This is a genomic window from Aureliella helgolandensis (genome assembly GCF_007752135.1).
Taxonomy (GTDB): domain Bacteria; phylum Planctomycetota; class Planctomycetia; order Pirellulales; family Pirellulaceae; genus Aureliella; species Aureliella helgolandensis.
The window spans coordinates 8016799-8033658 of record NZ_CP036298.1 but is presented as its reverse complement, the minus strand read 5'-3'; the positions used below and the strand labels follow the sequence as shown (position 1 = coordinate 8033658).

The following is a 16860-nucleotide window of genomic DNA, read 5'->3' as shown; positions in this document are numbered from 1 at the left end:
AACAGGCATCCGGCGCGTAACCGTTGGTCGATTTACCAGGATTTCAGTAAAGCCGCGTGGGTGGGACTCTCCAAACAGCGTTGGCGGCATTTTCTCCCGGCTTGCACAGCGGCCAGTCGATCTATTTAAAAGCGCCTTCTACTTCTACCGCGAAGGTAGCGGCCCTAGTTGCCCTGTAGCGACGATCACTCTCCCTCACTCTCGCTGCCTTACTCAAGCCGCGGTGTACTGTTTTAACAACCCGTTAGGCAGCGGGTTGCTATTTTACCGGATGCCCAATGCCTCAAGTGCATTGGATTTCGAGATGGCAAGTCATGCATTTCCCTATCCCTGAATCAGGCAATGCATTCCGGGTTGGCCTGTTTTGTTAAATGGAGGGCTGGAAGATCGATAGCGGTGGTTGCTGCGAATCGATCAACCCGCTGGCTCTAGCACGGTCAGATAGGGCTTGCAGGGCGGTTTGTCCGATTGTTCCCAGTTCAACGGTCCAGTCGTTGACGTACAGATCTACATGCTGCATCAGCACTTCGTCATCGAATTCCTGAGCGTACTTGCGCATTGTCGGCAACGCGGCAGACCGATTCTCTAGAGAGTACTGCAGTGAGGCAGCCACGACCTCCTGCACTCGGGAAGCGCTCTCGGGCGATAGCTCCTGCGATACCAGCAAGCCTCCCAGAGGTAGCGGACACTCGGTCTCAGCTTCCCAGCGCGTTCCTAAGTCGGCAACAAGACTGAGTCCCTGTTGTTTCCAAGTAAACCGTCCCTCATGAATGCAGACGCCAAAGTCGGCCGTCGCACGCTGGAGACGGGGCATGATGTCCGAAAAAACGACATGTTCGATTCGAGTGGTTTGCGGGTAGAACAGTCGGAATAGCAAGGCGGCGGTCGTGTGCTCGCCTGGGCAGAGTGTGAGCTGCTCTTTCTGTTCAGGTGTTGAATCGGGGTGGGCTGCAAGTAAAAGTGGTCCGACGCCAAAGCCGAGCGCGGATCCTGACGGTAAGACTTGGAACTTCTGAGACAGCAGCAACGCTGCATGGAAACTGGCTTTGGCGACGTCGAAGCTGCCCTCAAATAGACGTCGGTTGAGCTGTTGAATGTCTAGCAATTCAATGTGGAAATCGAGTCCCTTCCAGTCGACGAGTCGGTTCAGCAATGCGTGGAAGGTAAAGGTGTCATTCGGGCAAGTGGAAATACCCAGTCGGATTGGAGGGGGGGAACTAACGGAACGCGTCACGTGGTGATTCTCCTAGGGGAGGCTGCGGCGTTTCTTCGCGCCTAGCGATGGGGGGACAGCTGGGACGGTGGTTGCGAGTCTCTGGCTCTCAAGAACAGTTCCCCGACGGCACGCAGCGCTTGGTCGATCTTCCACTGATTGTGGTCTCGGTCACCAGCTTGGTTGGAAATGCCACGGATGATGTGTAGAGGCGTGTTTAGTAAATGGCAAGCGGTCGCGACGGAGAATCCTTCCATGTCCTCCGCGCAGGCATCTGAGTAGGCTTGCCGCCGCAAGGCAACGTCCTCTCGGTCTGCAGACGCGGATGGGCAGGTGAGTAGGACACCTTTTGCAATGGCAGTCGTTGCCGAATCTTGGTGGAAGGCAGGTGAGACGGTCAGTGGCAGAGTGTCTCCAATCTGCGGCGATTGCGGCCACTGTTTCCAGCCCATGCTTGCAGCCGACTGGTGAGCAGCGCCGGTTCCCGCTCCGATGCCATAGCATGCGGTTGCGTCGAACGTGTATGCTTGGCCGATGCGCAGCTGATTGGTGAGCGTTCCGGCAATCCCTAGCAACCAGACTCGCTCGGCCTGCGTCGTTTGGAGCAATTGCACGGCGCGTGCTGCGGAAACGATTGGCCCGAAGCCACACAGGGCGATGCGCAGTTGAGGGCGAGCTTGGAGATGCGTCCCGCCGGTATGCGGGGACTGCGAATGCTGGTCTGCTTCATCCAAATAAGGCTGGAGGGTGTTTCGCTCCAGCTGAGTGGGGATGAGGATTAGGTCGGTCGTCATTGCGCACTACTTTTTGGGGCGTTTGTCGAGCGGTTTGTTGGACCACCAAGCCGTCCACTTTAGTTGCAGTTCGGTGACTTTGGCTGGATCCTGTTCGGCTAGATCTTCAAGCTCCGTGGGGTCCTTAGCCAAGTTGTAGAGTTGCCAGTCACCAGTCCCATGCTTGATGAGTTTCCAGTCTTGGTCGCGAATCGCTTGAGACTTTCCAAATTGCCAAAACAGGGGCCAGGGGCGCTCGACCTGCTTTCCTTGTAGGGTAGGCAGCAAGGAATGTCCAGCCAGAGCAGTAGGGATTTCCGCCTGTGCCAGGTCGAGCATCGTAGGAGTGAAGTCAATTAAATGTCCAACTTGGTCGGTAACCTCTCCCGGCGCGATAACTCCAGGCCAGTAGGCGATCATGGGAGTTCGCGTGCCACCTTCGAAGTCGGTGGTCTTGTATTGTCGGAATGGGGTGTTCGATGCATTGGCCCACGTCCGACCTTGAGTTAGAAAACTGGTGACTTCCCATGGCATGGCTCCCGGGACGGTCGAGCGATCTGCGGAGTCTGCACAGGCGCCGTTGTCCGAAAGGAAAAAAACGACGGTGTTGTCGGCTTTGCCAGTCTCTTCAAGTTTGGCCAGCAGGCGGCCAATGCTGCGATCCAAATTGTCAACCATCGCAGCGTAAGTTGCCATGCGCAAATCCCATAAATCTCGCTGATCATCTGGGATGGTATCCCAGGCAGGCAGGTCTGGATCGCGTGGGGATAATCGCGCGTGAGGAGGTAGGATGCCGAGCTGTTGCTGTTTCGTAAACCGCTCTGTCCTCAGCTGATCCCATCCCTTAGCTCCATAGCGGCCACGATATTTAGCGACTTCTGCTTGGCTCGCGTGGAGTGGGTAGTGAGGTGCCGTGTAAGCCACGTAGAGCAGGAAAGGTTGATCCTCTGCTTGGTATTCCTCCAGGTAGGCCAGGGCATTATCGGTGAAAGCATACGTGGTGTAGAAGTCTTTGGTGGTAGGAGTGAAGGGGAGTGATTCGTTACCGTCGATGGCCCAGCGCCGAACACGCTTCTTCGCTGGCTCCGGCTCGTCTGGTCGAGCGACTCCAGGATTCCAGTAATTGCAGCAGCCGTCCGTGAGGCCATAGTAGCGATCAAAACCTCGCTGAAATGGCGTTTGCCCCGCGTGCCACTTGCCGGTCATCAGGGTTCTGTATCCAGCCTCGCGCAGTCGCTCTCCGAATGTGGGCGCTGCATAGTGAACTGAGGCGGAAGCCCCCACGTGGTGCCACCAGTGTCCGGTGAGGATGGATGCACGCGTGTGTTCGCACTTGGCGTTGTTGTAGAAGTTACGGAACCGCAGCCCCTGGGCAGCCATGCGATCGATGTTCGGAGTATCGATCTCGCCTCCGTAGCAACCAATGTCGGAAAACCCCATGTCGTCGCACATGATCAGCACAATGTTGGGGCGAGTGTCGCCGGCGGAGGCTTGCTGTACTGGTACACAACATAAGTAGCTCAGGGCGAATAAAAGGCGTCCAATGGAAGGTGACATAAGATTCGCTTTGCCAATGGGGACTGTGGACCGGTCGAGGACCGAGCGGCGAAATCAATTTGAGTGCTAGCATTAGTATACTACAGCCGGTTGGGCGAACGGCTGCTGGATAGCTCCTGCACTCGGCAGTTTGACGACCTACCTCCGAGCCCGGCGTGGCTCGCGTCGCCCAGTCTCTTCGAGACTCTGCGGCCTGCTGCGGGAGGCGAGACAACGTGGCACACGGGAAAATTATTGCATTAGTCCCGTGTAGGGGAGCAGTAGTTTAACGCCGGTGGCCAGCATGACGACGATGAGAAAGATAAAGATCAGCTGGTTGCCCTTGCGAATGGCCAATTTCGCTCCGACGATACCACCCAACAGGTTTCCGAAGGCCATCGTCAAGCCGGGGATCCAGGCGATCTGGCCGTAGCCCGCGAACATTGCAACGGCCAGCAGCGTTACTAGGAAACCGATCAGGTTTTTGACGGCATTGGATGCCACCAGATCTCCCGTGTTCAAGAGACTCATCGCCAGCAGTAGCAAGATTCCCATCCCGGCTTGGATGAAGCCGACGTAGAGACCAATCCCAAAGAAGATTCCGGTAACTAGCCACTGCGGCGGCGTTTTTTGGCTCCGCTTTTCGATCAATCGCTTGGGATCGAGCAGCAGTAGGATGGCCATGAGTAGGAAGATGACGCCGAAGGCGGGCTCGAAGGCGTTGGCGGGAAGGTAAATTGCAGCCCAGGCCCCCAAGGGGACGCCCAGCAGGGTGGGAATGGTGAGCCGCAGTGCCAAAGAGCGATCGAGGTGCCCATGACGATGAAAGGTCATGGCTGCCGATCCAGAGGAAAGCAAGATGGCAATGCGATTCGTTCCATTTGCCAGCTTGGGTTCAAGCCCACAGACCATCATCAGTGCTGGTAGCGTCAGAAAAGATCCGCCACCTGCCATGGTGTTGATGATGCCAGCCAGGAATCCAGCGGGGACCAACAGTAGATACCAAACCCAATCTGCCATTATTGCCCATTCAAGAAACGATACTCAACCCATCCACTTCGCGTCTCTCCAGCGGGACAGATTTGCAGATGTGCTGCATCGACCATTCCGGCCGAGTGCAAATTATGCGCATCGGTGCTGCACGTTTGGCTTTCGATTCCAAAATAGTGTTGGTCAGGGGTCCAGACCACTAAGTGGGTAAACGCTTCGGAAGCGTGAATGACCACCTTACGTTTCGCGTCTCGAAAGTCAATGGTGGTCGGTTGGTCTGGCTGCATGCCCCAGAAGGCGTCGTCGAACTGCGTCTCGGCCAACGACATCGGTTGGCCGAGTGGATAGTCGAGTTCTGTGGCCGGGACTAGCTTGCCAGTGGGGAGTTGCTTGGACGATTCCATCCAGTGCGAAGCGGGAATTGTTAGAAAGGTTGCGTCGCGTGCACCCTGGTAGACAAAGTAGGGATGCAGAGCAAATCCAAAGGGGATCGCTTCCGAACCACTTTGATTGTCGACTTGATAGGTCCAGCGAACCGCGCGGTCCTTCACCGTAATTGTCAGGTACAGCCGGTGAGCGAACGGAAAAAGATCGTTCAGAGATTTTCCGTCCCCAAAATCGGCTAAACAACGAAGCGAGGTGCTCTCCTCCGAATCGGTGAGGCTTACGACTTGCCAGGCGTAGCGATTGACGAGTCCGTGAATAAAGTTCCCGGATGAGTTCGCGTCGAAGGTAACTCGCTTCCCTTCAAAAGTAAACTCTGCTCCCTTGACGCGGTTGGGAGTGGGGTAGAGCAGGGGCGTGCCGAAGCTGACACCGGGGAGTTGCTCGAGTGAATCGGGTTGCCTCAAGTACTCGACCTCGTCCACCGCGATGGAAAACAGATTGGCTCCCGCTTGGGGAGCGAACCGAACGACCGTATCCCCTTGTTGGATCTGGTAGATTGTCGACGCGTTGGCTGCCTTCCTGAGAACGTTGACTTCGGCCGAGGCGGTCGAGTGAACCACCCAGCAGACCAGCCAAACGAGGCTCGCCAAAAAGTGAGGAGTTGGGCGGTTCTTGATTGCTAGGAAGATGCTGTATGCCATGGGCAAACCTTTTCTATAGAGTGGAGGTGACTCCATTATAGGAAAGGTTTGCCCTGACTAGGCGAATTAACGGGTGGTACTGTTCAACTCGCCGTACTGGTGGAACAATCGCTGCGCAGTTCAAAATCCATGGCTGAGTCGGAGGCCGTAACTTCAACCTGCAACTTCGAATCGGCGTTGTAGCAAGCCGGCAATAGTTCTCCCGATTTCTTCTTTTTAGCGGTTTGGCCATCGGGATCTTCCTCGAGTGGCATGGAAGCTTCCTCTTCCTCCTCGACATCCCCGCCTGGAGCGGCAGCACCCAACGGATTGCGAGACGTGTAGATCTCAACCCGCTTCTCTCCAGGGGTGACTCCTGATTTCTCAGAATTGAGCATCATGGTGTAGCGTCCGGAGGCGTCGGTGATGCCATAGCAATAGCGTTCGTCTGGCTCGTAGAAAAAGACTCCAGCACCAGCGACTGGATCGCCATCAAGTGTGACCGTTCCTGAAACTTCCAGTAGGCCAAGTTTGCTGTAGTCGGGAGTGAGGCCATTGGAGCAGCCGCTCAGGCCTAGGATTGTCCCAACACTTAGGCTGAAAAGAACTCGAGAAATCGAAGAATGCATAGGAATTCCTTTCAGCTAGAAGTCGGCTTGAACCACTTGGCCGTCGTTGCGTGCGCCCAGGTTGCGGTAGGTCTGTAGATCGATACTGTCCGAAATGAATTGAACAGAACCATCGCCCAGTCCAAAGGTGCCGCCGCCAACGTGGTAGCTGCCAAAAGCCAGTTCGATGAGTCGCCCGTGTGCGCCAGGATCATGGATGCGGAGATTCATGGCCATGTAAAAACTACCTGCCGCTTCGCTAAACTCCGTGCCATTGTTGCTGCCAGTGCAGCGGCAGGGATCTGCTTGAGGGGAACCGATTGCCCAAAAATCCATCCCCTGCCCATCCTTGACGAATTCGGGATCGGTCTGGGATTCACCAATCAACACGGTGTTGCTGAGTCCGTCTGGAATGTCACCAAAACGCGTGGCGCTGCAGGCATAGAACGCCCCGTTCAAATTGAGCATCTCGAATGATTTGGTGTCGGGAATGGGACGGGTGCTGGTATCATCCGACGTAACCTCACTACCTCCGCTGGCTCGATAGCTGACCGGAACCCGACCAGCGACGCTGTTGTAGTCGAGGTGTTCCTGGATCGGCAGGCTAGGGCAGCGAAACGCCGACATCACGACGCTCAGCGAAGTTTCATTGGGAGTGTTGTTCGTTGCCCAATTGCGAGATTCGGAGAATTCGAGAGTGGAGTAGAGGTTACCTTGTTCGATGTAGGGCAACAGCATGGCTGACCACAGGGTCCCGTGAGTGTTCCAGCCAAAGGGAAGCTTTTTGTGGGAGCTTTCGTAGTTGTGCATGGCCAGCGTTAGTTGTTTCACATTGTTGCTGCAACTCATCCGCCGCGCCGCTTCCCGTGCCGCTTGTACTGCGGGCAGAAGCAAGCCTACTAAAATGCCGATGATGGCGATGACCACCAGCAATTCAACGAGCGTAAATCCTCTTTGTCGCGACATCGCAACTCCCTCCAATTAATTCTTGTATAAAGGAACGAAACTGCCGGGATCTTAACGATCTCTCAATGTGGGGCAACGCTTCGTAATATATCCTTAACAATTGCCAGATGAACTGGAATTCGCTGTTACGGTCGGTAAACCCTCGCAAGCAAGGTGTTCAGCTAAAGCTGTCGCCGTTAATGAGGCTATCGATCCCCCCGCTGGAATTTGAATCTTCATCGAGTCTTCATGAAGCGACTCGGTTGCAAGGCTGGATTCCCTGTATGGAAGCGAGTGCTCGTGATGCTCGAGCATCGCTGGTCCTAGGAATCGGGAGGACACCGCAGAGAAGTGGTTAGCCGGCGGGTGGGCGTCTCTTGACTATTCCCATCATCGCGGTGGAGCGCACCGCGCATGCGAAGGATGCCTGACCGTTGGGAAACGAGGGGCGTCCTCTCTTGGCGGGTGGAAATCGCAATGAGGCACGCGATTTGGGGATGGGAGCGGTGTCCGGTCGCTGCGCCCCTGCCGCTGGTAGACCTGCAGCCTCGGCGCTCGCGCGGCTCCTACGTGGGGACGATAATTAAACCTAGAGGCCAGCCAGCGACTTTAGGGAGTGCTGCGTTGCCATGAGCCCGGAGTCTTCCCTTTTGGCGCTCGATGGGAACCGGTCGACTACGGCTTGCTGGCCGCAAGTGCTGGCGTGTTAGGCTCGACGCTGGGTGGCGTTGTGAGTGGCTCGGCTTGGGAATTGTCCCCGACGGCATGGGAATTATCCCCGGCGGAAGTCGAGGAACTAAATTGCATACGAGCTCGAATTCTTTGTGCGTTTGCGAGCAATTCTTCAGCTTCGGCTCGCTCACCTTGCTCGATCAAAACTTGGGCCAGACGGCACTGCATATCCGCCTGGCGGGGCTCTCCGGGACAGCTCACGGAGATTCCCTCCAAGGCTAAGCGGTAAATCGTTTCAATCTCGCTATTCAATGAGGGTAGGTAACGCGTCTTGGACACGTTCTGCAGAAAATCTCCAATCTCAATCAAGAAGGAACTCCGGACCGGGGAGCTGACCTCCAAGTCGCTAGCGATCTGTTCAATACTTTGCATCGTTAACGATTTGCCGACGTTAAAAAGAATTGAGTTTTCCGATTCATGAGCCTGCTGCATTTGAAATAAACCAGTGGCGAGGGCGACACAGTTTTGGTAGATCGTGAATTGTTCGGGCGCCGGGATGCCCTCGTAAGCGACAGAGCTCAGTCGCTTGCATTCGCGCCAGTGGTGGCTGTCCGTGGATTCACCCGACAGCCTCAGTCGGATCAATGACAGATGCATGTAGTGCAGGAATTGATGGCGTTGCCGCTTCTGCAGGTCGTCTTCAACCGCGATGTATTCTCGAAGCCGCGTCTCGGCTGTCTGCAAAGTTGCTTCGTTGGCGTCAATTTCGAGTGCTGCTAGGCTCAGCAGAAAATCGCGAAAAGCGCGATCGTGCTGATCGCCTGCCTGCATCTGGTTGGCGGTGGCGATGGCTTCCGAATAGCGGCCTTGGATGATTTGGATGAGCGTTAAGAAACCCTTTTGGGCATTGCTTTGTTCTTCCCGTGGCGTTCTGTCGATGAGTTTCAGGGCGATCTGAAGTTTCCCGGAGGTGATGTATACGACGGTTAGCTGATCAAGCAGTGACTCGCGGATTGCCGGATTGGCCAGCTGCGAAATGGACGCTTGGGTGCGCTGCATGATCGTATTTGCGTCTGTACCGAGGGGAGATAGGTTCGAGGTGAGCGGTGATAGTGCACTGAGGCCAAATTGATCTTGAGAAAGCAAGGTTTGCGCGAGTAAATCCGCTACCGACTGTGAGGTGCGGAGTGCTCGTTGCGTGGCAACCAGTGCTTGTTCTTTCTCGCTTAACGCAACCTGCAGGCTTCCGCGTGCCGCGCGGGCATCTCGCCACTGCCAAAGAATTCCGGTGGCTCCCAAGGCGGCGATAATGATAATCGACACGCTTAGAGCTGCGGTGGCAGGATGGCGTCGCCCCCACTTGTCGAACTTCTCCAACAGTGAGATTTTGCGAGCGCTAATCGGTTCGCCGTTCAAGTAGTGCTGCAGGTCTGCGACCACCTGCTCCGCGGAGGCGAAGCGACGCGCCGGATCGGTAGCCGTTGCACGCAATACGATGGTCTCCAGATCCTTGGGGATCTTTGCGTTGAACTTGCGCGGTGAATCGGGAATTCCCGCAAGAATTTCCTGAACCAACTGTTCGCGATTTTGCGATTTGAACGCTGGGGTTAGAGTCAACAGTTCATAGAGGGTTACTCCCAGGCTGTAGACATCGGAGCGCGCATCGGTCACTCCTTCAAAGGCTTCGGGGGCCATGTACCGCAAGGTACCAATCCAGCTGCCGGTATGGGTTAGATCGTCACTGCCGGACGATTTTGCCAATCCAAAGTCTGCAATCCAGACTGCGTCGTGTTCATCAATCAATAGATTCTCGGGTTTGATGTCCCGATGTACCACGCCATGACTATGGGCAAATGCGAGTCCCTGCGCGACGCGCAGGGCGATTTTCGCGACGCGCTGGCAATGTTGCAAATTTGTGGATTGCGATTCGTCCTGGGGATGAAGGACAGAATTATCCGTACTCTGGCATGCTTGCTTGAGGCTGTCGCTCCACTCGGCCAGGGTGCGGCCTTCGATCAATTGCATGACGTAGTACTGTTGTCCTTCGGTCTCTCCGATTCCAAAGACGGGAACGATATTGGTATGGTGCAATCTCGCTGCCGCGCAGGCCTCGCGCTGAAACCGCGCCCGCGCGGCGGCCGAGAGGGAGTGCAGCGAGGGGAGCAGCTTAATTGCCACGCTTCGCCCCAGCGATTCTTGGACCGCTTCGTAGACCACCCCCATTCCGCCACGTCCAATCTCCCGCAGAATTCGATAGTCACCGATCCACTTCGTGCCGTTCATGTCGGGGAGCGCGTTGCGGAGCGTTGCAAGCTGCTGGGAGTTGAAGTCATCGAGGTGATCGGTAGCGGAGCTAGCTGGCACGTTTGGGACCTCACCTTTCGAGGACGGCGCGGTAGTTCACGCAATTCTCGGGCTTAAATAGGAGGAAATTGTGTGGGAGGAAGCACTGGAGCTCGTTCGCTGGGTTCCGCCGTAGACGGACCAGGGGCCGGAGCAACCTCGACTTCACTGCCATCTTCCGGACTAGTCTGAACACGATCCTTCAAATCTTGGACGCCACTCTTCAGTCGATCGGCATCTTCTTTAAAGCGGTCTTTGTCGATCTTCAATTGGATACTGGGCTCTTCCGATTCGGTGTCGGTGGATACGCTGAACCAGCCGCGCGCAAGCCCAACGATCCCTATGAGGATTACCCCTATCATGATTGTACCGAGCAGTTTGCGCATGGCGCTTTCCTCCGTGAATGGACGACGATGAAGGCGAGCTAGTCTAGAGCATGGCCTCTTCAATCTAAATCGTGGGCGCGAACTTGAGCAAGTTTTTTGCTCAGTTTTTTGGACAACCGAGCAACTTCAGCGGGATATTGAGTGGCCAGGTTGTGGAATTGCTGCGGATCTTGCAAAACATCGAACAGCTCAATGCCTTGCTGTGCGTCCTCCCCATACTGGATATAGGCCCAACGCTGCTCTCGAATCAAGAATCCCTTGCGCATGGGAGCCACGCTAAAAGCCGCGTCGCGGACCGTCGCGTGCGGGTCATCCAGCAACGTCGAAATGTCTTTGCCTTGCAAGTGCTCAGGGATCGGGAGTCCGGTCAAACTGGCAAGCGTGGGATACAGGTCGAGCAGCTCCACTAGGCTGTCGCACACGGCAGGTTGCTTGCCCGGAACGCTGATGATGAGAGGGACTTGCGAGGACTCGTCGCGGAGTGATACCTTGGCCCAGAAATCGTGCTCGCCCAAGTGATAGCCGTGATCGCTGGTGAAAATGACAATCGTATTGTCCGCCTGCCCCGAATCCTCCAAGGCGCGGAGGACAACGCCCACCTGCGCATCCATGTAAGACACTGCAGCGTAGTAACCCCCAATGGCCTTCCGCTGCCGACGCTCGTCCATCTTCATGTTCAAGCTCGTCTTGTAATTGATACCAGCCTTCGGAATATCGTCCCAGTCGTTTTCCATTCGCTGCGGTAGGGATAAGTCAGCGAACGGTTTGAAGGGAGCGAAGTACTTGCGGGGTGCCACGAACGGAACGTGCGGTCGGACAAATCCCACGCCTAGCCAAAAGGGCTCCGCTCGCTTGGTGTGAAGCAACTCTGCCGCCTTGACCGCCGTCTTGCCGTCGGAGTGGACCAGGTCATCGCCATCGGCTTCGACTACGACAAACGTGTTGCCACCCACCACGGGACGTTTCCCATCTGGATTGCTTTCCAGCGTCTCTCCAATTCCCGCCGCCTTCCATTCGGGGCCAGGACTATTGAAACGTTCGCTCCAGGAGCGGGCATCGTCGGCGCCATTGCCTCCATCGTGATCGCGTCCGTCGCCACCCTCTTCAATCCCACCCGGTACGCCCATATGGAAAATCTTGCTGACGCGGGCTGCGTAGTAATCGTGGTTCTTGAAATGTTCCGACCAAGTGGGGCGATCGCCAATCTGTGGACGCGGATTGGTGTAACCCAGAACCCCGGTGGCGTGTGGATAGTACCCCGACATGAACGATGCTCGTGACGGTCCGCAGTAAGTTCCCTGACAGTAGGCGTGCGTGAATCGCGTACCGCGAGCTGCCAAGGCATCGATGTTAGGCGTTTCGCACACCGTGTTCCCGTAGCAAGACAGGGCGGTTGACGTCAGATCGTCGGAGATAATGAACAGCACGTTCATGCGCTCTTTCGCTGGTCCTGCAGTGGCTAGCGTTGAGATCAGTGCGAGAGCCCCTGCCACCGTAACCAACGCGTGCTTCGCATCGCTTTGCAGCTGGAGGCCGATGGACCAGACAGCACGAGCCAGCAGAAACAGGGGCGTGGTTGGAAATCGAGAGTGGTGCATGGGCGAACTTTGAATACAAGAGATGGGAAGAGGGGAGGGGCGGCACAGTGGCTGGGTTTCATCGAGTCTCTTTGAAGAGCGTGTTCGGTTGCTCACACTTAGGAATTGTGCGGACGCGCCACGCTTCTATCCATTGAACCTGCCTGCGGCGCGGCGTGTACATGCGGGGGTGTGCGCATATTGGAAACCATGCTGAATGGACGGTGGTCCGACGTTCGCAAGACGAAGCGGCCCCTATCGAAGCGAACAGCGGAACCAGTCACGCGGCGGTCTTCCTACGAACGGGACACCCCAAGCGTCGATGGAATCCCCATGTTCAGGCTGACCAGCCAGCCTGTCAATGAGCGCATTGTAGGGAATGGAGCCGGGCGTCACGCGCGCCACACTTGCCCAATGATGCAGCACGCATGCATTCTTCCGGAGCAGAAAAGGCGATAACTGTCCCTGGAAGTAGGGAGGCTGCCTCAATGGTGGAGCTTCGGGGAGCTGGACTGGTAGACACCGTAGCTGGACGCTAGGGCGTTTAAATCCTCTGTATTGTATTAATTCTGAAGTTAATGTGTGAAATGGCGACATTTGGCGAGTGTTTGCATTGATGGAATGGCAGTTGCTTGGCTAGCGACGGTACGGTTTATTCTTCTAACCAATACGGAGCGTGTGATGAACAAGCTTGGTTTCTTAATTGACATGGATGGGGTGATCTACAAAGGCAATCAGTTGATTGCTGGTGCAGGCGAGTTTATCGAGCGGCTGAGAGCGGCAGGCTATCCGTTTTTATTCCTCACCAACAATAGCCAGCGGACGCGACGCGATGTGGCGACCAAGCTGATGCGAATGGGTATCGACGTGGGGGAGCAGCATATCTTTACTTGCGCGATGGCGACGGCCCGCTTTCTTTCCCGGCAAAAACCCAAAGGGACGGCTTACGTGGTGGGGGAAGGCGGTTTGCTGCAAGCCTTGCATCAGAACGGCTATTCCATCGTGGATGTCGAGCCTGACTACGTGGTGGTCGGCGAAGGGCGTACGATGACCGCCGAATCGCTGGAGACAGCCACGCGTCTGGTGCTAGGGGGGGCGAAATTGATCGCGACCAACCTCGATCCCAATTGCCCAACGGCGAGCGGCATTCGCCCTGGCTGTGGGGCCATCGTGTCGTTCCTTGAAGCGGCTACCGGACGCAAGGCCTTGAGTGTCGGCAAGCCAAGTCCTGTGATGATGCGCGCGGCGCGCAAGCAGTTGGATTTGGTGGCATCTCAGACGGTCGTTATCGGTGATACCATGGATACCGATATTATCGGTGGGGTTCAAATGGGGTACCACACCGTATTGGCTTTGTCAGGCGGTACTCAACGGCAAGACTTGGACCAATTCGCATTTCGTCCGAATCACATCATCGAATCGATTGCCGATTTGGCGGACCCCGCTTGTGATCTGCTAGGGATGTTTTCGGACCGCTCTACGGACGACGATACCGTCAGCGACCTCGATCAATGGCGCGAATTGCAATTGGCCAATGCGTAAAGAGGCGTGAGCCGCACCTGTCGAGGTACCAACCGGAATTCGGGGGGTGTATCGGCTCAGTCAGCCGTCACCCTGGGAGCAAGGATGCTTCGAAGGTGATTAGCCGTCGTAGGCGGTTCGAAGCTGCGCCACGTGACCTGGTGTACTGGTCCAGTTGCGTCCGGCTGTGTTGTTGGCCCACTGAACGCGAGGAATGCCTGTCACCCCATAGCTGGGATCACGCGTGGTTCCCGCTCCGGTCTGCCATTCTCCCTTGTTCAGTCCAATGCGCAATTCGGACATTGCGATTGAGTTGCTCGTACCATCGGTGATCGCACCAATCTTGGGAACTTGACCGAATGAAGCGAGTCCTGCCTTGCTGCCCCCCAACGACCAGTCGGAGCCAGGGCCAGCCGAAAAACCGTAGGAGATAGGAGACATGTTGGCGGTGTCGTTGGCGTCACTGCCGGCATCACTTGGACACGCGAAGGACGAGATTCGGGCACGAGCAACCACGGAATTGTTCACCGTGCCGCCATTGTCGTTGTCCCAGCGGTAGCCAAAATCAATTTGGTTGCAGAGTGGACCCTGCTCAATGTAAGGCAGGATCATCGCTAGACCGCTTCACGACAACCAAGCTTGGTTGTAGCGACCACCCACGTCCTCGGGGGTTCCATAGGCAGGGGATGGCGGGAACCTTCCGTGGGGCGATTCGTAATTGTGAAGCGACAGTCCCAATTGTTTGAGGTGGCCCAATTGCATGAAGTTGGTGAGGCACTGCTTGCGTTCCGCACCTGATGTTGCACTCCTTCCGCTGTAACTTGCTCTTGTGGCTGGTACCCGCTAGATTGGCCCTACCTACCCAATCCTGGTGCTCTTCTCGCAATTGCCGACTGCGCACCGGTTTTCTTCATCTCCCACCTAGAGTCTCGTTTCATGATCTTTCCACGTCTAGCCTGGCTGGCATGTGCTTACTTTACTGCGGTTTCGTTCGCTTGGGGAACCGACGTTTTTGTCGCTGGCGAAGGTGGCTACCATACTTACCGGATTCCCGCTGTCGCCGTCACCACACGCGGCACGGTGTTAGCGTTCAGTGAAGGGCGTCGGCAAGGGCGGGGGGATAGTGGCAATATCGACCTCGTTCTCAAGCGGTCGAGCGATCATGGGCAGACTTGGCAGGCTCAGCAAGTGCTGTGGGATGATGCCGACAATACCTGTGGCAACCCGTGCGTTGTCGTCGATCAGCAGACGGGAGTGATCTGGCTCCTGCTAACCTGGAACCTGGGCGCCGACCATGAAAATCAGATCATCGATGGAACGAGTCAAGATACCCGTAGAGTGTTTGTAACGCATTCGGCCGACGATGGACTCAGCTGGGCGAAGCCAAAGGAAATTACGGAGACAACCAAGCTGCCGACCTGGACTTGGTATGCAACGGGGCCAGGCAGCGGTATTCAAATTGAGCGTGGGCCGCATGCCGGGCGTTTGGTGATTCCCTGCGACCACATTGAGGCAGGCACCAAGCATCGTTATTCGCATGTCATTTACTCCGACGATCATGGCCAGAGCTGGCAGCGAGGTGGACGCACCGTCCAGCACGAAGTGAATGAATGCGAAGTGGTCGAGCTGGAAGCGGGACGTCTACTACTCAACATGCGCAATTACGACCGTTCTGCCAAAGCACGGCAAATCGCGTTGAGTGATGATGGAGGTGCGACATGGCACAGCCAGAAATTTGACGAAACGTTGATTGAACCCATTTGCCAAGCAGCCGTGCAGCGACTGCAATGGCCCCGTGAGGGCCAACCTGGGGTGCTTCTGTTTAGCAATCCCGCCAGTGCTGAGTCTCGTAAGAACATGACCGTGCGTGCGAGCTTCGATGATGGGCAGACTTGGCCAACCGCAGTCGTTCTGCATCCTGGGCACAGTGCGTATAGTGATCTAGCTGTATTGGCCAATGGTCACGTTGCCTGTTTGTATGAGGCGGGGAAGGCGAGTGCCTACGAGACGATTCGCATCGAGACCCTTGCCCCGGATCGCTTCAGGGACCCGGAGCAGGTGGGCGAAGCGGAGGAGCCGTACGGGCAATCAGACGCCAGGGGAGCGTCCCCGGACTGATCTTTCCACTCGATGCTCGCCACAATCACGCTCCGGGGATCGTGGAAACCGCGGCCGGAGATTTGATCGTTTCTTGGTATCGAGGCTCTGGCGAACGAACGGCCGATGATGTGGCCGTCTACGGATCGCGACTGCGCGCCGGTGAGAGTGAGTGGTCCGACGCTTTCCTGATGGCAGACTATCCCGGCTTTCCCGATTGCAATACCGCCATGATGATCGATGATCGGGAACAGTTGTGGTTGTTTTGGCCGACGATCCTAGCCAACTCGTGGGAATCGTGCCTGACGAATTATCGCGTGTCGCGGAATTTCCAAGAGGATGGAACGCCAAGCTGGGAGGAGCAAGGCCTGATCCTGCTCAAGCCCGATGACTTGGCTCCCGCAACCCTCAAATTGCTTGCTGATGTGACGGTCAAGCTCAAGCCGGTGCTCAGCGAGCGACTGCTGGCGGAGATCGAGGAGGCACGCGAACGCATCCACAACAAACTCTATCAACGACTCGGCTGGCAGCCGCGTTGTAAACCCACCGTACTACCGAGCGGCCGCATTCTATTGCCGCTGTATACCGATACTTTTTCGATTTCCATCATGGCCATCAGCGACGATGGTGGGCGGACCTGGTATGCCAGTGGGCCTCTGGTGGGCTTGGGGAATATCCAGCCTGCTGTTCTGCGACGCGATGACGGAGTCCTGGTGGCCTACATGCGCGACAATGGGCCGTTGAATCGTGTTGCCGTTTGCGAATCGCAGGATGAGGGTTTGACCTGGGGCCCCGTGGTTGCCAGCGATCTGTTGAATCCCGGTTCAGGTCTGGACGGCGTTCGACTTCGCAATGGTCATTGGCTGTTGGTCTACAACGATCAATTGAACGGACGCAATCGATTGGCCGTTTCCGAGGATGAAGGAGGTTCCTGGAGTGCAACGCGGTACCTGGAGAATCATGAATCGGGCTCCTACCACTACCCCGCAGTGATTCAAGGGCAGGACGGTCGCGTGCACGTGGTCTACAGCTATTTCGTGGAAGGCGGGAAAAGTATGAAGCATGTCGCCTTTTCAGAGAGCTGGATTCATCAGACTGGCAAGTAACTGTTGAACGGAGAGGCTAGCTTGGG

13 protein-coding genes and 1 pseudogene are annotated in these 16860 nt (G+C 56.2%); 3 read left to right on the top strand and 11 right to left on the bottom strand.

Annotated features, from left to right (window positions below):
* Window positions 1-367: 367 nt before the first annotated feature.
* The 10 genes from Q31a_RS28335 to Q31a_RS28290 all read right to left on the bottom strand — a co-directional run bounded on the left by Q31a_RS28335 (window position 368) and on the right by Q31a_RS28290 (window position 11966).
* Window positions 368-1234 (bottom strand): menaquinone biosynthesis family protein, encoded by an 867-nt coding sequence (locus tag Q31a_RS28335; protein ID WP_145085822.1) that lies wholly within the window; start codon window positions 1232-1234, stop codon window positions 368-370.
* Window positions 1235-1275: 41 nt separating this feature from the next.
* Complete coding sequence (mqnB, locus tag Q31a_RS28330) at window positions 1276-2007, bottom strand: futalosine hydrolase (protein ID WP_145085820.1); 732 nt, start codon at window positions 2005-2007, stop codon at window positions 1276-1278.
* A gap of 6 nt (window positions 2008-2013) precedes the next feature.
* Window positions 2014-3543: an arylsulfatase gene (locus Q31a_RS28325; RefSeq protein WP_145085817.1), complete on the bottom strand. Its 1530-nt coding sequence runs from the start codon at window positions 3541-3543 to the stop codon at window positions 2014-2016.
* A gap of 231 nt (window positions 3544-3774) precedes the next feature.
* The gene (locus Q31a_RS28320) at window positions 3775-4542 is read right to left on the bottom strand and encodes a sulfite exporter TauE/SafE family protein (protein ID WP_145085814.1); all 768 of its coding nucleotides are present in this window, start codon (window positions 4540-4542) and stop codon (window positions 3775-3777) included.
* Entirely contained in the window at window positions 4542-5600 is a 1059-nt protein-coding gene (locus tag Q31a_RS28315; RefSeq protein ID WP_197355858.1) for an aldose 1-epimerase, read from the bottom strand. Before Q31a_RS28315 ends, Q31a_RS28320 begins: the two co-directional genes overlap by 1 nt.
* An 83-nt stretch (window positions 5601-5683) precedes the next feature.
* Window positions 5684-6208 (bottom strand): transthyretin-like family protein, encoded by a 525-nt coding sequence (locus Q31a_RS28310; protein ID WP_145085808.1) that lies wholly within the window; start codon window positions 6206-6208, stop codon window positions 5684-5686.
* A 15-nt stretch (window positions 6209-6223) separates the two neighbouring features.
* Window positions 6224-7153 carry a DUF1559 domain-containing protein gene (locus Q31a_RS28305; protein WP_145085805.1) on the bottom strand — a complete coding sequence of 310 codons (930 nt, stop codon included), beginning with the start codon at window positions 7151-7153 and terminating at the stop codon, window positions 6224-6226.
* A 654-nt stretch (window positions 7154-7807) separates the two neighbouring features.
* Window positions 7808-10168, bottom strand: a complete 2361-nt coding sequence (locus Q31a_RS28300; RefSeq protein ID WP_145085802.1) for a serine/threonine protein kinase — start codon at window positions 10166-10168, stop codon at window positions 7808-7810.
* Window positions 10169-10221: 53 nt separating this feature from the next.
* The gene (locus Q31a_RS28295) at window positions 10222-10533 is read right to left on the bottom strand and encodes a hypothetical protein (protein ID WP_145085799.1); all 312 of its coding nucleotides are present in this window, start codon (window positions 10531-10533) and stop codon (window positions 10222-10224) included.
* 59 nt (window positions 10534-10592) lie between these two features.
* The gene (locus tag Q31a_RS28290; protein WP_231691270.1) at window positions 10593-11966 is read right to left on the bottom strand and encodes a sulfatase; all 1374 of its coding nucleotides are present in this window, start codon (window positions 11964-11966) and stop codon (window positions 10593-10595) included.
* An 825-nt stretch (window positions 11967-12791) separates the two neighbouring features.
* Between Q31a_RS28290 and Q31a_RS28285 the strand changes: the two genes are divergently transcribed.
* Entirely contained in the window at window positions 12792-13652 is an 861-nt protein-coding gene (locus tag Q31a_RS28285; protein ID WP_145087735.1) for an HAD-IIA family hydrolase, read from the top strand.
* A gap of 99 nt (window positions 13653-13751) precedes the next feature.
* Here the strand turns inward: Q31a_RS28285 and Q31a_RS28280 are convergent.
* A pseudogene (locus tag Q31a_RS28280) lies at window positions 13752-14393 on the bottom strand (DUF1559 family PulG-like putative transporter).
* 174 nt (window positions 14394-14567) lie between these two features.
* Here Q31a_RS28280 and Q31a_RS28270 point away from each other — a divergent pair.
* Both Q31a_RS28270 and Q31a_RS28265 read left to right on the top strand, forming a co-directional pair.
* A complete protein-coding gene (locus Q31a_RS28270) occupies window positions 14568-15749 on the top strand; it encodes a sialidase family protein (RefSeq protein WP_145085787.1) in 1182 nt (393 codons plus the stop codon).
* A gap of 41 nt (window positions 15750-15790) precedes the next feature.
* On the top strand, window positions 15791-16834 hold the full coding sequence (locus tag Q31a_RS28265; protein ID WP_145085784.1) for a sialidase family protein: 1044 nt from the start codon (window positions 15791-15793) through the stop codon (window positions 16832-16834).
* Window positions 16835-16860 lie beyond the last annotated feature (26 nt).